Origin of the sequence: Burkholderia sp. 9779_493, from assembly GCF_015712215.1 — a bacterium.
Taxonomy (GTDB): Bacteria; Pseudomonadota; Gammaproteobacteria; order Burkholderiales; family Burkholderiaceae; genus Burkholderia; species Burkholderia cenocepacia.
On sequence record NZ_JACCQA010000017.1, the window covers coordinates 65,770 to 89,542 of the forward strand.

At 69.0% G+C, this 23,773-nt stretch carries 22 protein-coding genes; 11 read left to right on the plus strand and 11 right to left on the minus strand.

From position 1 onward, the window contains the following. Positions 1-22 precede the first annotated feature (22 nt). The gene (locus H0X95_RS19175) at positions 23-346 is read left to right on the plus strand and encodes a DUF1840 domain-containing protein (RefSeq protein ID WP_006489103.1); all 324 of its coding nucleotides are present in this window, start codon (positions 23-25) and stop codon (positions 344-346) included. A gap of 307 nt (positions 347-653) precedes the next feature. Here the strand turns inward: H0X95_RS19175 and H0X95_RS19180 are convergent, their stop codons facing one another. The 6 genes from H0X95_RS19180 to H0X95_RS19205 all read right to left on the minus strand — a co-directional run bounded on the left by H0X95_RS19180 (position 654) and on the right by H0X95_RS19205 (position 8,207). Further along, positions 654-1,241 (minus strand): hypothetical protein, encoded by a 588-nt coding sequence (locus tag H0X95_RS19180; RefSeq protein WP_006495431.1) that lies wholly within the window; start codon positions 1,239-1,241, stop codon positions 654-656. A 179-nt stretch (positions 1,242-1,420) separates the two neighbouring features. Next, complete coding sequence (gene metH, locus H0X95_RS19185; RefSeq protein ID WP_043206384.1) at positions 1,421-4,138, minus strand: methionine synthase; 2,718 nt, start codon at positions 4,136-4,138, stop codon at positions 1,421-1,423. Positions 4,139-4,180: 42 nt separating this feature from the next. Continuing rightward, positions 4,181-5,248 carry a homocysteine S-methyltransferase family protein gene (locus H0X95_RS19190; RefSeq protein WP_059721698.1) on the minus strand — a complete coding sequence of 356 codons (1,068 nt, stop codon included), beginning with the start codon at positions 5,246-5,248 and terminating at the stop codon, positions 4,181-4,183. Between the two features lie 203 nt (positions 5,249-5,451). Continuing rightward, positions 5,452-5,709: a BTH_I0359 family protein gene (locus tag H0X95_RS19195; RefSeq protein WP_006477667.1), complete on the minus strand. Its 258-nt coding sequence runs from the start codon at positions 5,707-5,709 to the stop codon at positions 5,452-5,454. A 258-nt stretch (positions 5,710-5,967) separates the two neighbouring features. Further along, entirely contained in the window at positions 5,968-7,227 is a 1,260-nt protein-coding gene (locus H0X95_RS19200) for a DUF3108 domain-containing protein (protein WP_059721697.1), read from the minus strand. A 113-nt stretch (positions 7,228-7,340) separates the two neighbouring features. Then, complete coding sequence (locus H0X95_RS19205; protein ID WP_059721696.1) at positions 7,341-8,207, minus strand: IclR family transcriptional regulator; 867 nt, start codon at positions 8,205-8,207, stop codon at positions 7,341-7,343. Between the two features lie 128 nt (positions 8,208-8,335). Here H0X95_RS19205 and H0X95_RS19210 point away from each other — a divergent pair, with 128 nt between their 5' ends. The 6 genes from H0X95_RS19210 to rfaE2 all read left to right on the plus strand — a co-directional run bounded on the left by H0X95_RS19210 (position 8,336) and on the right by rfaE2 (position 14,355). After that, entirely contained in the window at positions 8,336-9,328 is a 993-nt protein-coding gene (locus H0X95_RS19210) for a fumarylacetoacetate hydrolase family protein (protein WP_006490901.1), read from the plus strand. A gap of 132 nt (positions 9,329-9,460) precedes the next feature. Further along, a complete protein-coding gene (locus tag H0X95_RS19215) occupies positions 9,461-10,288 on the plus strand; it encodes an enoyl-CoA hydratase/isomerase family protein (RefSeq protein ID WP_006495425.1) in 828 nt (275 codons plus the stop codon). Between the two features lie 81 nt (positions 10,289-10,369). Beyond that, on the plus strand, positions 10,370-11,113 hold the full coding sequence (locus H0X95_RS19220) for a PhaM family polyhydroxyalkanoate granule multifunctional regulatory protein (protein WP_059721695.1): 744 nt from the start codon (positions 10,370-10,372) through the stop codon (positions 11,111-11,113). Positions 11,114-11,137: 24 nt separating this feature from the next. Continuing rightward, entirely contained in the window at positions 11,138-12,364 is a 1,227-nt protein-coding gene (locus H0X95_RS19225) for a patatin-like phospholipase family protein (protein ID WP_006482098.1), read from the plus strand. Between the two features lie 465 nt (positions 12,365-12,829). Further along, on the plus strand, positions 12,830-13,708 hold the full coding sequence (locus H0X95_RS19230) for a diiron oxygenase (RefSeq protein ID WP_058901843.1): 879 nt from the start codon (positions 12,830-12,832) through the stop codon (positions 13,706-13,708). Positions 13,709-13,869: 161 nt separating this feature from the next. After that, complete coding sequence (gene rfaE2 / locus H0X95_RS19235) at positions 13,870-14,355, plus strand: D-glycero-beta-D-manno-heptose 1-phosphate adenylyltransferase (protein WP_006497810.1); 486 nt, start codon at positions 13,870-13,872, stop codon at positions 14,353-14,355. A gap of 16 nt (positions 14,356-14,371) precedes the next feature. Here rfaE2 and H0X95_RS19240 read toward each other — a convergent pair whose 3' ends face one another. The 5 genes from H0X95_RS19240 to H0X95_RS19260 all read right to left on the minus strand — a co-directional run bounded on the left by H0X95_RS19240 (position 14,372) and on the right by H0X95_RS19260 (position 19,732). Then, positions 14,372-14,614: a hypothetical protein gene (locus H0X95_RS19240; protein ID WP_006482093.1), complete on the minus strand. Its 243-nt coding sequence runs from the start codon at positions 14,612-14,614 to the stop codon at positions 14,372-14,374. Between the two features lie 197 nt (positions 14,615-14,811). Continuing rightward, entirely contained in the window at positions 14,812-15,612 is an 801-nt protein-coding gene (locus tag H0X95_RS19245; RefSeq protein WP_034201317.1) for a type III pantothenate kinase, read from the minus strand. Beyond that, positions 15,609-16,529, minus strand: a complete 921-nt coding sequence (locus tag H0X95_RS19250) for a biotin--[acetyl-CoA-carboxylase] ligase (RefSeq protein ID WP_006482094.1) — start codon at positions 16,527-16,529, stop codon at positions 15,609-15,611. The genes H0X95_RS19245 and H0X95_RS19250 overlap by 4 nt, the downstream gene beginning before the upstream one ends. A 279-nt stretch (positions 16,530-16,808) precedes the next feature. Next, positions 16,809-17,654 (minus strand): tetratricopeptide repeat protein, encoded by an 846-nt coding sequence (locus H0X95_RS19255; RefSeq protein WP_034201318.1) that lies wholly within the window; start codon positions 17,652-17,654, stop codon positions 16,809-16,811. A gap of 8 nt (positions 17,655-17,662) precedes the next feature. After that, the gene (locus tag H0X95_RS19260; RefSeq protein WP_059723990.1) at positions 17,663-19,732 is read right to left on the minus strand and encodes a bifunctional 2',3'-cyclic-nucleotide 2'-phosphodiesterase/3'-nucleotidase; all 2,070 of its coding nucleotides are present in this window, start codon (positions 19,730-19,732) and stop codon (positions 17,663-17,665) included. Positions 19,733-20,075: 343 nt separating this feature from the next. Between H0X95_RS19260 and H0X95_RS19265 the strand changes: the two genes are divergently transcribed. The 4 genes from H0X95_RS19265 to H0X95_RS19280 all read left to right on the plus strand — a co-directional run bounded on the left by H0X95_RS19265 (position 20,076) and on the right by H0X95_RS19280 (position 23,765). Then, positions 20,076-21,200: an MlaE family ABC transporter permease gene (locus H0X95_RS19265; protein WP_012492376.1), complete on the plus strand. Its 1,125-nt coding sequence runs from the start codon at positions 20,076-20,078 to the stop codon at positions 21,198-21,200. Continuing rightward, positions 21,197-22,111, plus strand: coding sequence for an ABC transporter ATP-binding protein (locus H0X95_RS19270; protein ID WP_006481553.1), 915 nt, complete (start codon positions 21,197-21,199; stop codon positions 22,109-22,111). Before H0X95_RS19265 ends, H0X95_RS19270 begins: the two co-directional genes overlap by 4 nt. A gap of 17 nt (positions 22,112-22,128) precedes the next feature. Further along, entirely contained in the window at positions 22,129-23,058 is a 930-nt protein-coding gene (locus H0X95_RS19275; protein WP_006481551.1) for an MlaD family protein, read from the plus strand. An 83-nt stretch (positions 23,059-23,141) separates the two neighbouring features. Next, complete coding sequence (locus H0X95_RS19280) at positions 23,142-23,765, plus strand: ABC-type transport auxiliary lipoprotein family protein (protein WP_011546311.1); 624 nt, start codon at positions 23,142-23,144, stop codon at positions 23,763-23,765. Positions 23,766-23,773: the final 8 nt, after the last annotated feature.

The following is a 23,773-nucleotide window of genomic DNA, read 5'->3' on the forward strand; positions in this document are numbered from 1 at the left end:
ACAAGATGAAAAGGGAATTGTCATGATTACGTTCAAGAGCAAGGCGGCACAGGATCTCGACGTGCTGAAGGATTTCGCCGTGTATGTGCTGGGTCTCGTCGGCAAGCAGCTGGGCGAGCGCGGTGTGATTACGCACGACGAACTGGACCACGCGATCGCCAAGCTGGAAGGCGCGGTCGCGCAGGCGAAGCAGGAACGCGCCGAGCACGCCGGCCATTTCCATGAGGACGAAGCCGACCACGCGCACCACGAAGTGCCGCCGAGCCTGGCCCAGCGCGTCGCGCCGTTCCTGACGATGCTGCGCGAAGCGAAGGCCGGCCAGGCCGACGTCCACTGGGGCTTCTGAGCTTCCCTTGCTTGGCGGATCGAAAGGTTCGCCAGACAGGAAAAAGCCCGCTTTCGAGCGGGCTTTTTCTTTTGTCTGATGAAAGTTGCGCTCAGCGGAAGGCGGGCGCGAAATCGGGGCGGCAGCGTGGCACTTGCCTTGACCGAAAGATGAAATTCCTTATAATTCAACGCAAGACTATGTGAAAGCGGGTGCGAAAACATAGCGCCGCCCGGACAACCGGGTCCCACCTGGAGTGGGTATTTCGTCGAAAGACGGAAAGAGAATCCTGCATGCGACGGCTGCCGAAAGGCGGCCGTTGGTTTTTCTACGCCCGGATCTTGCGGCCTTCCAGGCTCGCGCGCAGCAACGTGCGCAACGCGACTTTCCGGGCTTCCCGCTGGCGCCGGTTCAGGCCGCCGTCCAGCATGTAGGCCGACTGTACGCGCAGGATGAGCCGGCGTTTCCTGATCCGGTCCTTCGACACCTCGAAGAACACGGCATACACGCGTTGCGTGCCGTCCGATGCGACCGCCTCCACCGTGACGAAATTGGGTTGCCGTTCATCCGCGACGACGATCCGGCGCGTCGCCAGCCCCACGATCACGCCGCGCAACAGCTCCCGTGACGCGCGATACCGGTCCGCGCAAAGCACGCGTGTCTCGCGGCCGTCGTCGTAGATCTCGCCGTCCGGAATGGTGTCGCGGCTGCGTCCGTCCCATTTGAAGCTGCGTGTGAAGCAGTGACACGAGAACAGGACAAGAACCGTCACATCGAAGCCGGTTTCCAGATCGCAGGTGAAGGTCAATGGACGCAGATGGTCCAGATCCCAGCGCTCGCCGCGGTAAATCGTCGGCGGGAACGGGCTTGCGCTGTCCGCTGGCGTTTCGGTGATCCGGATCTCGAAGGTCGACATGGCGGGAATGATTTAGAGAGAAGGGCGCGTCATGTCGCCCACGCGCGTTGGCCCGAAAGCTCGGCGTTACAGCCGCTTCGATCTTGATTATTGAGATTAGGTATCCTGATGAATTGAGCTGTTGTGCGACGCGCCCCTGGATCGGGGCGCGTGGCGATGGAAACGGTAGGTCGACGCGGTTACAGTTGCGGCGCGAGCGCGCGACGTGCGTCGTCGAGCGACAGCGCCATGCGCCGCGCATAGTCCTCGAGCTGATCCTGCCCGATTTTGCCGACCGAGAAGTAGCGGCTGTCCGGATGCGCGAGGTAGAAGCCCGACACGCTCGCCGCCGGCAGCATCGCCAGCGAGTCGGTCACGCTCATGCCGATCTCGTCCGCGTGCAGCACGTCGAACATGTCGCGCTTGACGAGGTGGTCCGGGCAGGCCGGGTAGCCGGGCGCCGGGCGGATGCCCGCGTACTTCTCGGCGATCAGCGCGTCGTTGTCGAGCGTCTCGCCGCTCGCATAGCCCCACAGCTCGCGCCGCACGCGCGCGTGCATCGCTTCGGCGAACGCTTCGGCGAAACGGTCGGCGAGCGCCTTCAGCATGATCGCGCTGTAGTCGTCATGGTCGGCTTCGAACTGCTTTTCCTTCGCGTCGACGCCGAGGCCGGCCGTCACCGCGAACATCCCGATGTAGTCGGCCACACCCGATTCCTTCGGCGCGATGAAATCGGCGAGCGAGCGGTTCGGCCGCATCACGCCGTCGACCACCGGGCGCACGCTCTGCTGGCGCAGGTTGCGCCACGTGAGCAGCACCTCGGAGCGCGACTCGTCGCTGTAGATCTCGATGTCGTCGTCATTGACGGTGTTCGCCGGCAGCAGCGCGATCACGCCGTTCGCGGTCAGCCAGCGGCCCTGGATCAGGCGCGCGAGCATCGACTTGGCGTCGGAGAACACGCGCCGCGCCGATTCGCCGACGATCTCGTCGTTCAGGATCGCCGGGTACGGGCCCGCGAGATCCCAGGTCTGGAAGAACGGACCCCAGTCGATGTAGTTCGCGAGCTCGTTCAGGTCGTAGTTCCTGAACACGCGGCGGCCGATGAACTTCGGCTTGACCGGCTGGTAGCCGGCCCAGTCGACCTTGGTCTTGTTCGCGCGCGCGTCGGCGAGCGTGACCATCGGCTGCTGCTTGCGGTTCGCGTGCTGGTCGCGGATGCGTTCGTAGTCGGACTTCAGCTCGTCGAGATACTTCGCCGCGCCTTCGTCGGACAGCAGGTTCGACGCGACCGACACCGAGCGCGACGCATCCGGCACGTAGACGACCGGGCCTTCGTAGTGCGGCGCGATCTTCACCGCCGTGTGCACGCGCGACGTCGTGGCGCCGCCGATCAGCAGCGGAATCTTCTTCACGCGGAAGTAGTCGTCGCGCTGCATTTCGGACGCGACGTACGCCATTTCCTCGAGGCTCGGCGTGATGAGGCCCGACAGCCCGATGATGTCCGCGCCTTCGACCTTCGCCTTCGCGAGGATCTCGTTGCACGGGACCATCACGCCCATGTTGACCACTTCGAAGTTGTTGCACTGGAGCACGACCGACACGATGTTCTTGCCGATGTCGTGCACGTCGCCCTTCACGGTCGCGATGACGATCTTGCCCTTCGCGCGCACGTCGCCGCCCGCTTCCGCGAGCAGCCGCTTTTCTTCCTCGATGAACGGGATCAGGTGCGCGACCGCCTGCTTCATCACGCGCGCCGACTTCACGACCTGCGGCAGGAACATCTTGCCCTGGCCGAACAGGTCGCCGACGATGTTCATCCCGTCCATCAGCGGGCCTTCGATCACGTTGATCGGACGGCCGCCGGCCGCGGCGATCTTCGCGCGCACTTCTTCGGTATCCTCGACGATGAAGGTCGTGATGCCGTGCACCAGCGCGTGCGAGAGCCGCTTCTCGACCGGCTGGTTGCGCCACTCGAGGTTCTCTTCCTTCTTCGCGCCGCCCACCTTGAACTTGTCGGCGATTTCGAGCAGGCGATCGGTCGAATCCGCGCGGCGGTTCAGGATCACGTCCTCGACGCGCTCGCGCAGCTCCGCGTCGAGATCGGCGTACACGCCGAGCTGGCCCGCGTTCACGATGCCCATGTCCATCCCGGCCTGGATCGCGTGATACAGGAACACGGTGTGGATCGCCTCGCGCACCGGGTCGTTGCCGCGGAACGAGAACGACACGTTCGACACGCCGCCGCTCACCTTCGCATGCGGCAGGTTCTGCTTGATCCAGCGGGTCGCCTCGATGAAGTCGACCGCGTAGTTGTTGTGCTCCTCGATGCCCGTCGCGACCGCGAAGATGTTCGGGTCGAAGATGATGTCTTCCGGCGGGAAGCCGACTTCGTTCACGAGGAAGTCGTACGAGCGCTTGCAGATCTCGGTCTTGCGCGCGTAGGTATCGGCCTGGCCGGTCTCGTCGAACGCCATCACGACCGCGGCCGCGCCGTAGCGGCGGATCAGGTTCGCGTGGTGGCGGAACGCGTCCTCGCCTTCCTTCAGCGAGATCGAGTTCACGATCGCCTTGCCCTGCACGCACTTGAGGCCGGCTTCGATCACGTCCCACTTCGACGAGTCGATCATGATCGGCACGCGCGCGATGTCCGGCTCCGACGCGATCAGGTTCAGGAAGCGCACCATCGCCGCCTTCGAATCGAGCATCGCCTCGTCCATGTTGACGTCGATCACCTGCGCGCCGTTCTCGACCTGCTGGCGCGCGACGGCGAGCGCCTCGTCGAACTGGCCGTTGAGGATCATCCGTGCGAACGCCTTCGAGCCGGTGACGTTGGTGCGTTCACCGACGTTGATGAAGAGCGTCCCGGGCGTGACGTTGAACGGCTCGAGGCCGGCAAGGCGCATCATGTGATCGGTCATGGCGGTGCGAATTCTTTTGAGGAAGGACGTGGGGCGGTCGGGTCAGGCGTTGTCGCTGTACTGGTTGGGCCAGCGGCGCGGCTTCACGCCGGCGAGCGCCTTCGCGATCTCGGCGATGTGCTCGGGCGTCGTGCCGCAGCAGCCGCCCGCGAGGTTCACGAGCCCGGCCTGCGCGAACTCCTTCAGCAGGCCCGACGTGACATCGGGGGTTTCGTCGAAACCGGTGTCGCTCATCGGGTTCGGCAGGCCCGCGTTCGGGTAGCACGACACGTAGGTGTCGCACAGCTTCGCGAGCTCGGCGATGTACGGGCGCATCAGCGCCGCGCCGAGCGCGCAGTTCAGGCCGAACGTGAGCGGCTTCGCGTGGCGCAGCGAATTCCAGAACGCCTCGACGGTCTGGCCCGACAGGATCCGGCCCGACGCATCGGTGACGGTGCCCGAGATCATGATCGGCAGGCGCTCGCCGGTGTCCTCGAACAGCTCGTCGAGCGCGAACAGCGCGGCCTTGGCGTTCAGCGTGTCGAAGATCGTCTCGACGAGGAACAGGTCGACGCCGCCGTCGAGCAGCGCCTTCGCCTGCTGGTAGTACGCCGTGCGCAGCTCGTCGAACGTGACGTTGCGGGCGCCCGGATCGTTGACGTCCGGCGAGATGCTGGCCGTCTTCGGCGTCGGCCCGATCGCGCCGGCGACGAAGCGCGGCTTGTCCGGCGTCGCGTATTTCGCGGCCGATTCGCGCGCGAGCTTCGCCGATGCGACGTTCATCTCGACGACGAGATCTTCCATCCCGTAGTCGGCCTGCGCGACGGTCGTCGCGCCGAACGTGTTGGTTTCGACGATGTCGGCGCCGGCCGCGAAGTACTGATCGTGGATCTCGCGGATGATCTGCGGCTGCGTGAGCGACAGCAGCTCGTTGTTGCCCTTGATGTCGCGCGGGAAATCCTTGAAGCGCTCGCCGCGATACGCGGCTTCGTCGAGCTTGTAGCGCTGGATCATCGTGCCCATCGCGCCGTCGAGGATCAGGATGCGCGATTTCAGCAGCGCGGGCAGGGCGGCGCCGCGCGTGTAGCGCGCGTCGAGCGGGGCGGAAGCGGCGAGGGGAGTCGCAGACATGGGCGGAAGACCGGCGAAGACGGAAAACCGTCATTGTAGCCGGTGCGTCAAGCAGTCGCCGACCCTCGCCGCGCCGGCCGGACGGCCCGCCAAATGAAAGCCCCCGCAGGCGAACCGGACGGGGGCAGGATCGGAGTGCACGCGGCGCCGCGTCGATGCGCGGCGAATGGCCCGGCCCGCGTGACGCGCCGGGCCGCGAGTCGTCAGTGCAGCACGACGGGCATCATCATCAGACTGTCGAATTGTCCGAGGAATTCGTCGACTTCGTCGAGCGACGGTTCATCCTCGATCAGCTGCTTCACGTGCGCGCGGAATCGTTCGGCAAGTTCGCCGTCGATGAAGATTTCGCGCTGCGCGTTCTTGTCGACGATTTCGTATCCGCCGGCATTCATCAGGTGATGGCCGGCCTGCGGCGCAAATTCGACGACGCAGTAGTTGGGGCTGTTGTAGATCATTTGCATGGCGGCACTCCTCTTCGCAGTGGCATCTGGCCTTGTTGTCCCCTAGGTGGGGCGAGCCTTGCCGGTTTCAAGGGGCTTGCGCTGCACACCCCGTTCTCCCGTTTGCGTGGGGTGTATCGGTTAGAAGCCGATGTCTATCAAACGTTTCTTATTGTGAGCCGGTGCACTGAAATAGTTGTTAAAGAGTGTCATCGGCCATTTTCCGGAAATCTGTAATCGGTCGAAATTGCCGATTCGTGCGCGTTCATGTGCGCGCGTTCACTGTGTGACAGTCGATGACGCCGGTGGTTGCACGGCGGCGGGCGGCGTGGAGGGCGCGGGTTCCGCGGGCGGCACGGCCGATGCATCGGGTGCCGGAGCGACGGCGGGCGCGTTCGTTGCGCCGCTGGGCGCGGCGTCGGCAGGCACGTTCGGTGCGGCGAGCCGGCCGTGCCACAGCAGTTCGATCTGCGCCCCGTTCGGCTCGCTCTGCACGAGCCGCGCGGGCAGCCAGCCGAGCGACGGCGCGAGCCACATGTCGATGCGGCGCGTATCGCCGTCGCGGCGCGGCAGGCGCATGAAGTGCCGCGCCGCGACGATGCCGGCCTGCGTCTGCACCTGTTCGTCGCCGATCACGGTGATCGGCCAGGTCTCGCCGCTGTTGTTGTCGATCACGAAGAACTGCTGCGTGACGCCCGGCTTGTAGGCGGCGGGATTGCCGCGCACGAGCCCCGACAACTGCATCAGCATGCTGAAGCGGTCCTGCACGCCGTCCGGCAGCGGCGCGTTGTTCGGCGTGCGCGTGAACACGACCTGCCGGATCTCGCGGTTGAAGATCGCGATGTCTTCCGGCCGCTTGCCGCGCTTCTCGACGTAACGGTCGGGTGCGACGCCGAACGCGTCGATGCGGCCTTCGCTGCGATAGGTGAACGGGCCGACGAACGGCACCGGCATCGACACCGACAAGTCGTAGGTATGCCCGTCGGTGCGCCAGTGGATCGTGCCGATCATGTTCTGCATGCCGTTGTAGAACGTGTCGTACTGCAGGTCGCCGGACGGCGGCGCCGCGAACTTCACGCCGCTCGTCGCGGGGCCCGGTGTCGCGGCGCTGGCGCCCGCGGCCGATGCGGCGTGCGCGCCCGAAGCCCCCGGTGTGCCGCTCGCCGCGGACGCGGCGGCAGCCGGCGGTTCGCCGTGCTCGGCGGTCTGCGTCGACGTGAGGACCGGCTCGTGCGACGGCGCGGGTTTCGGCGGGGCCACCTTCGGTGCGGCGGCCTTGGGCGCCGCCGATTCGGCCGGACGTTCGACCGGTTTCGGCGCCGGCGGGGCCGGCTGACGCTCGATCGGTTGCGGTTTCAGCAGCTCGATCTGCACCGGGATCTCCGTGGCCGGCGGCGGCGTGAACGATTCGCGGTTGCGCATCAGCCAGAACCCGGCGAGCGCATGCAGCACCAGCACGGCGACGAGCGCGACGCCCACGCGCAGCCAGCGGCGGGGCAGGGCGTGACGCGGGCGAAGATCGGCAGGCTGCATGGGCATCGGAACAGGGTCGGGGGCGCTGGCGTGACGTCGGGCGCGGCGCGCGCCACAGGAATCGGACCGTCGGATGCGCCGCGCGTTCGCGATGCGTGACGTGGCGTGAACCGGATGCGTCAGGCGTCGCGTGCGTCGGGACTATAGCCGAGTTCGTAAGACAGTTTCTGCGCGCAGGCGCGCAGCGCGGTGTCGATCTCGCCGCCCCATGCGATGTCGAACGAGCCTTCCTGGCCGAGCGCGACGATCGCGAGCGCGAGTTCGCCGACCGCGTCGAACACCGGCATGCAGAACGCATGGATCGTCGGCAGCAGCATCCCTTCGACGCGCGCGGCCTGGTGCTGGCGCACGTCGGCGAGCACCGTCTCGACTTCGTCGAGCGTGCGCGGGCCGCCGTGGTGCGGCGAGCGGCGCGTATCGGCGAGTTCGCGCTCCAGCATCGCGGCGGTCTTGCTGCGCGGCAGGTATGCGGCGAACAGCAGGCCCGTCGCGGAGCCGAGCAGCGGCATCACGTCGCCGAGCTTCAGCGACGCCTTCGCCGGATGGCTCGATTCCATCCAGTGCACGATCGTCGGCCCCTGGTTGCCCCACACCGCGATGCCGACCGTCTGGTCGAGGCGGTCGCGGAATTCGGTGAGCGCGATCCGCGCGAGCTTCACGCCGTCGACGCGCGCGAGCCGCGCGAGCCCCATTTGCAGCGCGAAGCCGCCCAGCTCGTAGCGGCCCGAGACGGGATCCTGCGACACGACGCCGAGCCGCGAGAAGCTGACCAGATAGCGATGCGCTTTCGCCGGGCTCATGCCCGCGCGCTGCGCGAGATCGCGCAGCATCATCGCGCGCGGCTCGCTCGTCAGCACGTCGAGCAGGCGGAAGCCGACCTCGATCGACTGGATGCCGGAACGGACCTTCTCGCCGGGTTCGCCGGAGGCGGCGTCGTCGGTATCGGAGTCGGCGAGATCGTCGTCGGGAAGCGGGCTGGCGGGCATGGGCAGCGGGTGCGCGAAAAGGCGACAGGAAACGGGGCGAAAACGGCGTGCGCGATCGCGGCGCGCCGCAGGGATTCACCATCGTAAAATAGATTCCCTCCATCGTCACTACAACGGCAGATCCCCCTATGAAACTTGCTTCGCTGAAGGACGGCACGCGCGACGGCCAGCTGATCGTCGTGTCGCGCGACCTGCACACCGCGGCGATTGCCGATGCGATCGCGCCGACGCTGCAGCGCGTCCTCGACGACTGGGCGTTCTACGCGCCGCAACTGCGCGACCTGTACGACGCGCTGAACCACGGCCGCGCGCGCAACGCGTTCGCGTTCGACCCGGCCAACTGCATGGCGCCGCTGCCGCGCGCGTTCCAGTGGGCCGACGGCTCCGCGTACGTGAATCACGTCGAGCTCGTGCGCCGTGCGCGCGGCGCGGAGATGCCGCCCGAGTTCTGGACCGATCCGCTGATGTACCAGGGCGGCAGCGACGATTTCCTGGGCGCGCGCGACGACGTCGTGTGCCCGTCCGAGGAATGGGGCATCGATTTCGAGGCGGAAGTCGCGGTGATCACCGGCGACGTGCCGATGAGCGCGTCGCCCGACGACGCGCTGAAGGCCGTGCGGCTCGTCACGCTCGTGAACGACGTGTCGCTGCGCAACCTGATTCCGGCCGAACTCGCGAAGGGTTTCGGCTTCTTCCAGAGCAAGCCGGCCACCGCGTTCGCGCCGGTCGCCGTCACGCCCGACGAGCTCGGCGACGCGTGGCGCGAAGGCCGCGTGCACCGCCCGATGATCGTCCACTGGAACGGCAAGAAGGTCGGCCAGCCCGACGCGGGCACCGACATGGTGTTCCACTTCGGCCAGTTGATCGCGCACGCGGCGAAGACGCGCAACCTGCGTGCCGGCTCGATCGTCGGCTCCGGTACGGTCTCGAACAAGGACGCGAAGCGCGGCTACTGCTGCATCGCCGAGAAGCGCTGCCTCGAGACGATCGAGCACGGCGCGCCGCAGACCGAATTCATGCGCTACGGCGACACCGTGCGCATCGAGATGTTCGACGCGGCCGGCAAGTCGATCTTCGGCGCGATCGAGCAGTCGGTCGCGCCGCCCGACGGCGCGGCGTAAGCGGCGCGGGGCAAGCAACGCAGCGGCGAAACCCGGCTTCGGCCCGCGCGCCGGGTTTCGCCCGATGTTTGACCGCGCGGGCTTGGCTACACTCGATTCAGGCGTTCGAGCGCCTCGCACAAGGAGCAGCAGATGGCCGATCTTGCCGCGTACGGCGGTTACGAAGCACTGAAGGTGACGCGCCGCGACCATGGCGTGCTCGACATCGTGATGAGCGGCGAGGGCGCGAACCGCAGCGGCCTCGCGACCGCGAACGCGCGCATGCATCGCGAGCTCGCCGACATCTGGCGCGACGTCGATCGCGATCCCGACACGCGCGTCGCGGTGATCCGCGGCGAAGGCAAGGGCTTTTCGGCGGGCGGCGATCTCGCGCTCGTCGAGGACATGGCGAACGATTTCGACGTGCGCGCCCGCGTGTGGCGCGAGGCGCGCGACCTCGTCTACAACGTGATCAATTGCAGCAAGCCGATCGTGTCGGCGATGCATGGCCCGGCCGTCGGCGCGGGGCTCGTCGCCGGGCTGCTCGCCGACATCTCGATCGCCGCGAAGGATGCGCGCATCATCGACGGCCACACGCGGCTCGGCGTCGCGGCCGGCGATCACGCGGCGATCGTGTGGCCGCTCTTGTGCGGGATGGCGAAGGCGAAGTACTACCTGATGCTGTGCGAGCCCGTGAGCGGCGAGGAGGCCGAGCGGATCGGCCTGGTGTCGCTCGCGGTCGAGCCGGCCGACCTGCTGCCGAAGGCATACGAAGTGGCCGAGCGGCTCGCGCACGGTTCGCAGTCGGCGATCCGCTGGACCAAGTACGCGCTGAACAACTGGCTGCGCACGGCCGGCCCGACCTTCGATACGTCGCTCGCGCTCGAATTCATGGGCTTTTCGGGGCCCGACGTGCAGGAGGGCATCCGTTCGCTGCGCGAGCGGCGCCCGCCCGCGTTCCCCGGCGACGCGCCGTTCTGACGTGCGCGCTATGATCGAATCACGCGCGGCTGCGCGACGCACGGCGGCCGCCTCGCTCCCCCAGTCAACCAGGATGCCCGTATGACGACCGATGCCTCCGGCGCCAACCCTTTCGCCGGCTTTGCCGGGTTCCAGCCCGCCGACATGATGGACCGGATGTGGGACATGATCCGGATGTCGCCGTTCGGCGGGATGGCGCCGTTTCCGGGCGCCACGCACGGGCTGCCGCCGTCGCTGTCGAGCATGTCCGACATGATGTCGCCGCTCACGAACGTCGAGGAGCTCGACAAGCGGATCACCGATCTGCGCGCGGTCGAGCAATGGCTGAAGCTCAATCTCGGGATGCTGCAGTCCGCGATCCAGGCGCTCGAGGTGCAGCGCGCGACGCTCGCGACGTTGCGTGCGTTCGGCGCGTTCGCGCAAAGCTCGATGTCGGCGGCCGAGGAAGCGGCCGTGGCCGCCGCGCAGGCCGCGAAGCCCGCGTCGGCGGGCGAGCCCGCGCCCGATGCCGCGGCGTCCGCGGGGGATGCGCCGGCGGGCGACCCCGCGCAGCAGCCGTTCGACCCGGCCGGCTGGTGGAACCTGCTGCAGACGCAATTCAATCAGCTCGCGAGCCTCGCGATGGCGCAGCCGGGCATGCAGCCTGCCGCGCCGGGCGCCGCGCCGCCGGAGGCCGCCGCGCCGGAGCCGGCCGCGAAGCCGGCCGGGGCCGCTGCCGCGCCGCGCAAGCCCGCCGCGAAGCGCGCGAAGCCGTCCGGTTCGGCCGCGGCGCGCGCGGCGGCCGCTTCGTCGCCCGAAACGCGTCCGCCGAAGCGCTCGACGTGATGCGGCGCAGGTAGCAGGTCGATCATGCGACTCGCGCTCGTTCTGATGGGAGGCGGCGCGCGCGCCGCATACCAGGTCGGCGTGCTGAAGGCGCTGGCCGAGATCGCGCGCGAGGCCGATCCGCAGCGGCACACGCTGCCGTTCGCGATCGTGTGCGGCTCGTCGGCCGGCGCGATCAACGCGACGTCGATCGCGAGCCACGCGGACGACTTTTCCCATGGCGTGCGCCGCCTGCTCGAATTCTGGGAGCCGCTGCGCGCCGATTACGTGTATCGCACCGACTGGCTCGGCATCGCGGCCGCCGGCGCGCGCTGGCTCGCGACGATGACGTTCGGCTGGGCGGCGCGCCGCTCGCCGCGCGGGCTGCTCGACAACACGCCGCTCGCGCACCTGCTGCAGCGCGAGCTGAGCTTCCACCGGATCGAGCAGATGCTCGAGGCGCGCCTGCTGCACGCGCTCGCGATCACCGCGCTCAGCTATTCGAGCGGCCGGCACCTCACCTTCTACCAGGCCGCCCAGCCGATCCAGGCGTGGCGGCGCGCGCAGCGCACCGCGCGGCTCGTCGACCTGTCGGCGTCGCACCTGCTCGCGTCGTCGGCCATTCCGTTCGTGTTCCCTGCGGTGCCGCTCGTGCTCGACGGGCAGATCGAGTACTTCGGCGACGGCTCGATCCGGCAGATCGCGCCGCTGTCGCCGGCGATCCACTTCGGCGCGGACCGGATCGTCGTCATCGGCGCGGCCGATCCGCGGCCCGAGATTCCGGCCGCGAACGGCGCGGGACGGGCCCGTGGTTATCCGACGCTCGCGCAGATCGGCCAGCAGGTGCTCGCGAGCGTGTTCCTCGACTCGATCGGCTCGGACATCGAACGGATCGAGCACATCAACCGGATGATCGAGCACCTGCCGCACCAGGTCGAGGTCGACAGCGGCTGGCGGCACGTCGACGTGCTCGCGATCGCGCCGTCCGAGCGCATCGAGCTGATCGCCGCGAAACACCTGAAGCAGATGCCGGCGACGATGCGCGGGCTGCTCGGTGCGATCGGCGGCAGCCAGCCGGCCGGCGCGTCGTTCGCGAGCTATCTGCTGTTCGAGGAAGCCTTCACGCGCGAGCTGATCGAGCTCGGCTACCGCGACGGCCGGGCGCAGCGCGAGACGCTCGCCGGCTGGATCGCGCAGGCCGACGGCAGCAGTGCGCCGGCGGCCGGCACGCCGCCGGAAGACGGTCTCGCGACCGGCGAAATACGGGTCTGACACGCGCAGGCGCAATGTAAGGTTGCGTTTTCGCGACGGTCGGCCGCGACCGATCGCCGCACCGTGGCTGGCGGCACGCGACGGGGCGAGCGTCTCGGAACCGTCATGCACGCGTGCTATCATGGCCGCCGCCGTATACACCATATCGAGCAGCCCGCCGATCCGGCATCCGCACGGGACCTTTCGGGGACCCGCCTGGGGCAGGGGACGGGCGCGCCACCGAGCCGGCCAGCGCCGGCCCCCACTCAGGCAAGCGCGGCCGGCTCCGTCCGAACGGAGCGGGGTTGCGGCATGCCCAACGGCGGCAACGCGGCCGCCAGGCAGCCGGACGAGGAATCAGCGTCCGGCGGGCCGGTTTCCCGCGTAAAATTAGAGTCTTGGCTGCAAAAAGCGCGCGTGGCGTGCTTGCGCGGCAACAGTCACGTTTAGAGAAGTCGCATTGCGCAGAACAGGGGTGGGACCATCATGAACACCATGCTTTATCCGGAACTTTACAGGTCGCTCGAAGCTGTCCGTTGGGACATGGAGAAGGACATTCCGTGGGACAAGTTCGACGCTTCGCTGCTCACCGACGAGCAGGCGAAGACGATCAAGATGAACGCGATCACCGAATGGTCGGCGCTGCCCGCGACGGAAATGTTCCTGCGCGACAACCAGCACGACAGCGACTTTTCCGCGTTCATGAGCGTGTGGTTCTTCGAGGAGCAGAAGCATTCGCTGGTGCTGATGGAATACCTGCGCCGCTTCAAGCCCGAGATGGTGCCGACCGAAGAGGAACTGCACGCGGTGCGCTTCCAGTTCGATCCGGCGCCGCCGCTCGAGACGCTGATGCTGCACTTCTGCGGCGAGATCCGCCTGAACCACTGGTACCGCTGCGCGGCCGACTGGCACACCGAGCCCGTCATCAAGCAGATCTACGAAACGATTTCGCGCGACGAAGCGCGTCATGGCGGCGCGTACCTGCGCTACATGAAGAAGGCGTTGAACAACTGCGGCGACGTCGCCCGTGCCGCATTCGCGAAGATCGGCGTGCTGATGGCGTCGGCGCGCCGCACCGAGAAGCCGCTGCACCCGACCAACCTGCACGTGAACCAGGCGCTGTTCCCGCGCGACACCGTGCAGTCGCGTCTGCCGGATCCGGAATGGCTCGAGCGCTGGCTCGACGAGCAGATCCGGTTCGACGGCGAGTGGGAGAAGAAGGTCGTCGAGCGGATCCTGCACAACCTGTCGATCCTGTTCGAGCGCACGTTCGCGACCGCGCAGGAATTGAACCGCTACCGCAAGGAAGTCACCGGCCGCCTGCAGGCACAAAGCGGCCCGTCGTCGGCCGCGCAGCCGGCCTGAGGCCGGCAGGGGCCGCCGTCGGCGCGAGTCGCACCCGATTCGCGCCCGGCGCGCGGCACCGTGTCGCGTTCATCGCATGAAGCCCGCCCGGCCGGTCCGGCGGGCTTTTTATCGGGTGCCGCCGTCGCGCGAGCCGTTGTCCATTCCGTCCGCTCTTCATCATGTCCGCCACTTTCGAACGCAAGCTGATCACCCGTGATGCCCTCGTCGCGCTGCGCGCGTCGCTGCCGTCGCCCGTCGTGTTCACCAACGGCGTATTCGACATCCTGCACCGTGGCCACGTCACGTATCTCGCCGATGCGAAAGCGCTCGGCGCCTGTCTGATCGTCGGCGTGAACAGCGATGCGTCGGTGCGCATGCTCGGCAAGGGCGACGACCGGCCGATCAACCGCGAAGAGGATCGCGCGGCATTGCTGGCGGCGCTGGAAAGCGTCGACTGGGTCGTGACGTTCGCGGAAAAGACGCCGGTGTCGCTGATCGAGGCCGTCCGTCCGGACATCCTCGTGAAGGGCGGCGATTACGACATGGATGCGCTGCCGGAATCGGCGCTCGTGCGCGGCTGGGGCGGCCGTGCGCTGGCGATCCCGTTCGAGCACGATCGCTCGACCACCGCGTTGCTGAAGAAGGTGCGCGCGCAACAGCCCTGAGCGCGACGCGGCGTCGTCACGGGGCGGACGCCGCGAGCGGTGCGGTCGTGACGGCTGGCGCCGCGATCGGGCCGCCGACGACGGGCTGATCGGTCGCCCGCAGGAGCGGCGTCACATGCAGCGCGTCGGGCCGTACCTGCCGCGACAGCACGCCGGGTTCGCGCGGGCCGGCCGCCGGCAGCGGCCCGAACACGCCGCGCGCCACCACGAACGCGAGCATGTTGGCGAGAAAGAGAACAGCGATCAGCCAGCGCAGCATCGTCGAAACTCCTTGTCGTCATTGACGTGGTTTACGTCGTTCAGTCGAGCCGGCCGCAGGGCCGGCTTTTTTCATGGCTTCCGTGGATCGTCCGTGCGGGCCGCTGGCGCGGCAGCGCGCGGATGGCATCGTCGGCGTGAAGCCGGCCCGTTTGGGCTTGCGTCGTCACGCGCCGGCGCGATGCCGGCGCCTTTGCATCAATCCGGCGCCGTTGCCGGGTCGGCCGCGTCCGCGGCGATCAGCGCGAGCCCGGACAGGATCAGCGTGTCGTGCCGGGTATGCGCGACCGTCAGCGCACGCGCGACGTCGTCCGCCGCGCCGCCTGCCAGCACGAGCCGCACGGGCGCCTGCCACGCCGCGACGAGATCGCGCCACGCGCGTTCGATCAGACCGGCTTGCGCGTACAGGCACCCGGCCGACAGCGAGCGCGGCGTATCGACCTGGAACGGTTCGGCCTGCGCGCCCGCGAGCAGGCCGCTGGCGATGTCGGTGGTCAGCGTCGGCAACTGCGCGGTGTGCGTGCCGAGCGCGCGCATCATCAGCGCCCAGCCCGGCGCGATCAGCCCGCCCGTGAAGCGGCCGTCCGCGCGCAGTGCCTCGAGCGTCGTCGCGGTGCCGAACGTCGCGATCAGCAGATGCTCGCCCGGAAACGCCGCGTGCGCGCCGATCAGGCCGGCCCACCGGTCGCTGCCGAGCTGCTCGGGTGTCGTATAGCCGTTCGTCACGCCGCATTGCGCGGGCCGCGAGCGGATCGTCGTGCGCGGCAGGCCCGGCCAGCGCGCGTCGAGCAGCGCATCGATCCGCGCGGCCACGTCGGCGCCCGCGACGTTCGAGATCCATGCGCCGCGCGGCCGCGGCAGGCGCGACCAATCGGGATCGGCGCCGCCGTCGCGCGTGTGGCCGAACGCGCCCGTGTCGACGAGCGTGCGCCGCGCGTCGGCGAGCGCCCACTTGATCCGGCTGTTGCCGGCGTCGATCAGCAGGTGCGGTTCGCTCATTGCGCTTCGCGCAGCGACACGTCGCCGGCCGCGATCGTCTGTACGCCGTTCGGCGTGTCGAGCAGCAACTGGCCGGTCGCGTCGATGCCCGTCGCGATGCCGCGCGCGCGTTCGACGCCCTGTTCGAGCAGCACGACTTCGCGGCCGGCGTACGCGTGCAGCGCGTGCCAGCGCGGCAGGAACGGCGCGAGGCCGTCGGTGCCGAACTGTGCGAGCGCGGGCGTGAGCGCGTTCAGCGACGCGGCGAGCGTATCGGTGAGGTTCGCCGACGCGCACGCGATCGACAGCGCGGCGGGCGGCAGCCCGCTCGCGAGCGTCGCTTCGCGCGCGCGCAGCGCGTCGACCTGCGCGGCCACGGCTTCCGCGCCGCGCACGTTGATGCCGAAGCCGATCACGACCGCGGTGGCGTCGGCGGTGGTCCAGACGGTTTCGATCAGGATCCCGGCGAGCTTGCCGACGATACGCGGCGTGCCGTCGTCGTCGGTCGTCAGCAGCAGGTCGTTCGGCCATTTGAGCGCGACCCGCATGCGGGCGTCGAGCGGCAGCGTGGCCAGCCCTTCGGCGAGCGCGACGCCGATCGCGATGCTGAGGCCGCCGAGCGCATCGATGGCGCGCGGCACGATGCAGCCGACCGAGCACAGCAGCGCATTGCCGGGCTGCGCGAACCACGGGCGGCCCTGCCGGCCGCGGCCGGCCGTCTGCTCGAACGCGACGCGCACGAGCGGCGCGGGCAACGCGCTCGCGGTGCGCGGCAGCGCCTTGAGCCGGGTCGCGACGTCGGCGTTGGTCGAGCCGGTGGCGGCGACGATGTCGAGCGGCCACGCGCGCGGCGTGGCGTCCAGGTGCGCCTCGAGCCGGTTGCGCGCGATGTGCGCGTCGCCGGATTCGGGCGTGTCGGAGGAGGTGGGGGCGTTCATGGCGCCTATTGTAGCGACAGGGGGCGTTGGCGCGCGCCGGACGGCGCACGCAACCTGCGGGACGACACGGCGGGCTTGGCGCGGCATCGCTATCCGCTCCCGCGCCTCGATGCCCGCTTCCGACGTCATCTCGCACGCGAGCAGCGTCTTGCCCTTCAGCGCCGGGCCTTGGCGGGTCGAAACGAGGATCGGCGCGCCGCCGACGCCGCGCGGCCGACGCATGCGAAGCAACCACCGTTCGGCCAGGTCACGCTCGCGCGTCCCCTGGCCGAACGGCCATCACGGCGCGACGACCGGGTGCTTCAGCGCATGCGCGGTCTCGATCCACTGCGCGTGGAACTCGTCCGCGTCGGGCCGAAGCCCGAGTTCGCCGTTGCGATAAGCCATCGCAAGCGTCTGCACGGCTTCGGGCAACTCGTGTTCGGCGGCCCGGCGATACAGCGCGAGCGCGCGCGCTTCGTCGCGCGGCACGCCGCTGCCGTCGCGGTACGCGTTCGCGAGCATGAAGTCGGCGGCCGGGATGTCCGCGCGCGACGCGATGTCGAACCAGTGCGCGGCCTGGACGGGGTCGGCCGCGATGCCGTAGCCGCTGCGGTAGATCAGCCCGAGGTAATACGCGGCGGCCGGGTCGCCCTGTTCGGCGGCTGCGCCGAGCAGCGCGCGGGCGCGTGCATAGTCTTTCGGGAGGTCGCCGCTGCCGAGCAGCAACGCCTTGCCGAGCGCGAGCTGCGCGCGCCGCGCAGCCGGCGCGTCGGCCTTGCCGGCGGCCGCCGCGGCGGTTTCCAGCCAGCCGCGCCCCTCATCGCGCAGCTCCGGCTCGTGCGCATCGACGAGCGCGATGCCGAGCGCCGCCTGCGCGGCGCCCGAGCCGCGGCGCGCGAGCGTGCGCAACTGGGCCAGCGCATGCGGCTCGTTCGCCTGCGTGACCATCGCCTGCCATTCGTCGAGCTGCGCGGCGCTCGGCGCGGGGCCGGCGCCGCGCAGGCCGGTCATCGTGACGACGGCCGCGACGGTCACGGCCGCCGCCGCGAGCAGCGCGGCGGGCGGGAGTTTCGCGCGCAGCACGCGCCGCGCGGCGGCGGCGAAGCCGGTTTCGGCGGGCCGCATCGTCCGGATCGGTTGCATCGCGTGTCTCATTGCGTGAGGTCGATCTCGTAGGTCGCGAGGTTCTTGCCCGAGCCGTCGTCGGCCGCGACCTGCGTGATGCCGGTCAGGCCGGCCGCCGCCGCATCGCCGAGGCGGTTCGGCGCGGACGCGAACTGCACGTGCGCGACCGAGCTCGCGAGTTTCGTGAAGCGCCAGCTGCGTTGCGCGCCGTCGGCCGCACGCGTGATCGCGCCGCGCTTCTTGATGAACGCGATCAGCACGTCGCGGTTCGCATCGGGCGACGCGAAGATCGTCTTGCTGCCGTCGAGGCCCGGGAAATTGCCGCCGCCGCTCGCGCGGTAGTTGTTGGTCGCGACGATGAACTGCGCGTTCGGGTCGATCGGCGCGCCCTTGTACGTCAGGTTCCTGATCCGGCTGCCGACCGGCTGCGTGACGTCGATTTCATACGCGAGGTCGGCCGACGTGAACATGTCGAAGTTGTAGCCGGGGAAGGTGCTGACGAGCGGCTGCACGGTCGCCTTGGTCGGGTCGATCCGGTTGAAGCGCTTGGCGGCCGTCTCCAGCCAGTTCTTCACGTCGGTGCCGTTCACCTTCACCGCGTACACGGTGTTCGGATACAGGTACAGGTCGGCCGCGTTGTTGATCGCGAGCGCGCCCGGCGCGACGTCGGTGTAGTCGGTACCGCCGCCGAAGCCGCTCTTGAACGGCGCGCTGACCGACAGCACAGGCAGCGACGCGTATTGCGGCAGGTTCGCCTGCACGTAGGTCTTCACGTAGTCGGCCTGCGCCTCGTTGACGATCTGGATCGCGCCCGGATCGCCGACGTCCGCGAAGTACGAGTTCATCCGGTAGTCGGTCGAGCCGATCGGCGTCTTCACGTAGTCGATCGTCGCCTGGTGCTCGGCCGCGATCGCGGCGGACACCGACGGGTCGGCCGCGACGTAGCTCTTGTCGGCGTTCTGGATCGGCCGCGCCTCGACGGTCGTCTGCGACTTGTCGACGATCCACGTCTTGCCGTCGAACTTCAGGCCGAGCTTGATCACGCCGAGATGCTTGCCCCAGTAGTTGGCCATCACGGTCGGCACGCCGTTGACGGTGCCCTTGACCTTGTCGACGCCCGGCAGGTTGAACTGCGACACGGTGCTGTTCGCGTCCGGGAACACCTGGTGCGAGTGGCCGATCAGCATCGCGTCGATGCCGGACACCTTCGACAGCCACCAGCTGCCGTTTTCCATCGTCGGCGAATACGCGGAATTGTCGAGGCCGCCGTGCGAGATCGCGACGACGAGATCGGCGCCCTTCGCGCGCATTTCCGGGATGTACTTCTCGGCCGCTTCCTTCAGCCCGGTCGTATAGACCTTGCCGTCGAGCCAGCGCTTGTCCCAGTTCATGATCGCGGGCGGCGTGAAGCCGATGATGCCGATCTTCACGGGCGCGCTGACCGTCTTGCCGTCCGGCGTCGTGGCCGTCACCGTGCGCGTCAGGATCGTGTACGGCGTGAACAGCGGCGCGTTGGTCTTCGCGCTGATCACGTTCGCGAGCACCTGCGGGAAGTTCGGGCCCGCGCACTTCTTCTGCTGGGCGGGCGCGGGCAGCCCGTCGACCTCGAAGGTGTTGCCGGTCACCTGCGACAGGTACGGCAGCCCGTAGTTGAACTCGTGGTTGCCGATCCCGCCGCCGTCGAATTTCGCGGCGTTCATCACCTTGTAGATCGCGAGCGTCTGGTCGCAGCCGACCGGCTTCACGAGCGCCTGGTAGTCCGACAGCGCGGTGCCCTGGATCGTGTCGCCGTTGTCGAGCAGCAGCGTGTTCGGGTACTGCTTGCGCGCCTGCGCGATCAGCGTCGACACGCGCTCGAAGCCGAGCGAATTGTCGGCGGCGAGCTTGAAATAGTCGTACGACAGCACGTTGGTGTGCAGGTCGGTCGTCTCGAGCAGCGCGAGCGTGGCCGTCGTGCCGACGGGCGCCTGGGCCTCGGGCTGCGACGGCGGCGTGGCGGTGACGTCGTCGCCGCCGCAGCCGGCGAGGACGAAGGCGAGGCTGGCGAGCGCGGCGGCGGCCGGTACGTGGCGGCGGGAAAGCGGGGGGAGACGCATCGGTTGTCCTGTTCGGTGTTCTGTTTTATGAAACGCGAGATACGCACGAATGGCGGCGCGGCGCGCCGACGGCCTGATGTGCGGCGCGTGAGAGTATCGAAAGGAAACGTGACGGAACAATGAAAGGTCGCGATGCCGGCGGCGGGCAGGCTCGTGGCGGCTTCGGGCTGATCGGCCGGCGCCCCGGCCCGGCGCTCCTGACCACGCGCGCCGAGCGCGGCGGCCCTCAGCTGCGCGCCCCCGCTCGCGCCCCGAGCTCGCCGCCCACACGGAAATCCTCACGTCGCGGCGCCGGGCGGTTCGCTACAATGGCCGCTGTCATCCTTTTGCAAACAACCTGCCCTTGGACTTCGAGACTCCTCCCGGCCTGTCGGTCGACGTCGGCGGCCAGGGCCAGACGGTGCGCCTGACCGGTCAGTGGACCGCGCTCGCGCTCGCGCGCAATCGCGGCGCCGTGGCGCGCCGCGTCGCGAGCATCGCCACCGGGCGCGTGAGCGAATGGGATCTGTCCGGCATCGAGCGGCTCGACCACGTCGGCGGCCAGGCGCTGTGGCGCGTATGGGGCCGCAAGCTGCCGGCCGGCGTCGCGCTGAGCGCCACGCAGCGCACGATCTTCGAGCGCATCGAGCGGCTCGACAGTGAACGCGAGGCGCCCGAGCGCGTGGTGCGCGTCGATCCCGTCACGCGGCTCGGCCAGGCGATCTTCTCGTTCGGCGAACACCTGCAGGGCGGCATCGCGATGTTCGGCCTCGTGATCCTCGATGCGCTGTCGGTGCTGCGCCGCCCGCAGACGATGCCGTGGAGGGAAACCTCGGCGAACATCTACAGCGCCGGCGCGCAGGCGCTGCCGATCACCGCGCTCGTCGCGTTCCTGATCGGCATCGTGCTGAGCTACCTGTCCGCGCAGCAGTTGCAGACGTTCGGTGCGAACCGCTACATCGTGAACATCCTCGGGCTGTCGGTGATTCGCGAGCTCGGCCCCGTGCTGTCGGCGATCCTCGTCGCGGGCCGCTCGGGCTCGGCGATCACCGCGCAGATCGGCGTGATGCGCGTGACCGAGGAACTCGACGCGATGCGCGTGATGGGCATCCCGCACGGGCTGCGGCTGGTCCTGCCGCGCGTGCTCGCGCTCGGCGTCGCGATGCCGCTGCTCGTGATGTGGACCAACATCATCGCGCTGACGGGCGGCGCGATCGCCGCGAAGTTCGTGCTCGGCATCGACGTCAATTACTTCGTGCGCTCGCTGCCGGGCGTCGTGCCGATCGCGAACCTGTACATCGGCCTCGGCAAGGGCGTCGTGTTCGGCATGCTGATCGCGCTGGTCGCGTGCCATTTCGGCTTCCGGATCAAGGCGAACTCGCAGAGCCTCGGCGAAGGCACGACCACGTCGGTGGTGTCGTCGATCACGGTCGTGATCCTCGCCGACGCGGTGTTCGCGATCCTGTTCCAGAACGTGGGGCTCGGATGAACGCATCGAACGAAACGACCGCGCATGCCGCGGCCATCGGCGCCGGGTCGGTCGGGGCCCGGCCCGACGTGGCCGGCGATGCCGGCGACCTCGTGATCGAGGTGCGCAACCTGACCAAGCGCTACGGGCGCAACATCATTCACCAGAAGCTCGACTTCGACGTGCGGCGCGGCGAGATCGTGTCGATCGTCGGCGGCTCGGGCTCCGGCAAGACGACGCTTGTGCGCCAGATCCTCGGCCTGGAGCGGCCGACGTCGGGCACGATCAAGGTGTTCGGCGAGGATACGGCGACGATCGACGACGCCAGCGCGCGGATGATGCGCACGCGCTCGGGGATGCTGTTCCAGCAGGGCGCGCTGTTCTCGTCGATGACGGTGTTCGACAACGTCGCGCAGCCGCTGCGCGAGCTCGGCCGCGTGCCGCCGGACCTGCTGCACGACATCGTGATGCTGAAGCTCGAGATGGTCGGGCTGCCGTGCAAGCACGCGTCGAAGATGCCGGCCGCGCTGTCGGGCGGGATGGTCAAGCGGGTCGGCATCGCGCGCGCGATCGCGCTGGAGCCCGAACTGCTGTTCCTCGACGAGCCGACGGCCGGCCTCGATCCGCAGGCGTCCGACGAATTCGTCGAGCTGATCGCGACACTGCACCGCACGCTCGGGCTGACCGTCGTGATGGTGACGCACGACCTCGACACGATGGTCGCGCTGTCGACGCGCGTCGCGGTGCTGGCCGACCGCAAGGTGCTGGTCGCCGCGCCCGTCGAGGAGGCCGCGAACGTCGACCATCCGTTCATCCACGAATATTTCCTGGGGCTGCGCGGGCGCCGCGCATTGCAGGCGCTCCCGCCCGAGCGGCGCGCGAAGCTGCCGAAGGCGGCCCTCGAACCGGCGCTGTCGAGCGTCGAGCTGTAGAAGCAAGGAACCCGCGAATGGAAAACAAATCACATGCGTTCTGGGCCGGCCTGTTCACGATCGCGCTGACGCTCGCGATCGCGGGCACCGTGTTCTGGTTCAACGTCGACCGTACCGTGCGCGTGCCGTACGACCTGCTCGCGCGCACCAACGTGACGGGGCTGTTCCCGGACGCGGCCGTGCGCTTTCGCGGCCTCGACGTCGGCAAGGTGCAGTCGATCGGCTTCGATCGCACGCATCCGGGTCAGATCCGGATCCGCATTCTCGTCGATCACGACGCGCCGATCACGCAGTCGACCTACGGCAGTCTCGGCTTCCAGGGCGTGACGGGCATCGCGTTCGTGCAGTTGGAGGATACGGGGCGCGATCTGTCGCCGCTGCCGTCGTCGCCGAAGGCGATCGCGCAGATCCCGATGCGGCCGAGCCTGTTCGACCAGATCCAGGAGCGCGGCGACGTGCTGCTGCGGCAGCTCGAGCTGGCCGCGAAGAGCGCGAACGCGCTGATGTCGCCCGAGATGCGCGAGCAGTTGCGCGCGACCGCCGAAAGCCTGCAGCACGCGGCCGACGGCGCCGCGACGCTGACGAAGCAGCTCGGCCCGGCGGTCACCGCGCTGCCGGAGACGATGCACGAGGTGAACCGCGCGATGGCGTCGGCGAACACGCTGATGCAGCCGAACGGGCCCCTCGTGTCGAATCTGAACAAGGCCGGCACGGCCGCCGAGCAGGTCGGCGTCGCGCTGAACGGCCTCAACGCGCGTGTGCAGTACGACACGCTGCCGCGCTTCAATGCGCTGGCCGACAGCGTCGGCGACGCGTCGCGGCAATTGAAGGACGTCGCCGGTGAACTCGGCCGCAACCCGCGCAGTCTGTTGTTCGGTTCGCCCGGCGCGGCGCCGGGGCCCGGCGAAGCGGGCTTCGTGTGGCCGGGTGCCGCGGCCGGGAAGTGAAGCGCAAACCCATCGAGGGTCCAGCCGGAAACGGCCGGGTCATGACGCCCATCGAAACCGGAAACATCATGCAGGAATACGCCATGCCACGAATCCTTGACCGCGCGCTGCGCCCGGCCGCGGCCGCGCTGGCCGTGCTGACGCTCGCACTGGCGGCCGGCTGCGCCGGCAACGACGCGGTGCTGTCGAACATCCGCTACGACCTCGGGCCTGCGTCGTCGGTGACGACCACCGGTTCGGGCCCCGCGCTGAAGGTGCTCGACGTCGCCGCGCCCGACGCGCTCGACTCGGACAAGTTCGCGTACCGGCTCGCGTACGCGGATGCGCAGCACGTGGCCGTCTATCGCGACAGCCGCTGGACCGCGCCGCCCGCGCAACTGCTCACGCAGCGGCTGCGCGGCGCGCTGTCGTCGCGTGGCACGGTGCTCGAAGGCGCCGACGGCGTGCGTGCGCCGACCCTCAAGGTCGACCTCAGCGAATTCGAACAGGTCTTCGACGGCCAGTCGCAAAGCCACGGCGCGGTGACCGCGCGCGCGACGCTGATGCTCGACGGCAAGGTGCTCGGCCAGCGCACGTTCGTCGCGCGCGCGCCGTCGAGCACGCCCGACGCCGCCGGCGGTGCGCGCGCGCTCGCGGCGGCCAGCGACGAACTCGTGTCGCAGATCGCCGCGTGGGTCGGCGTGCAGGCGTACGCGGGCACGCCGTGACGCACGCC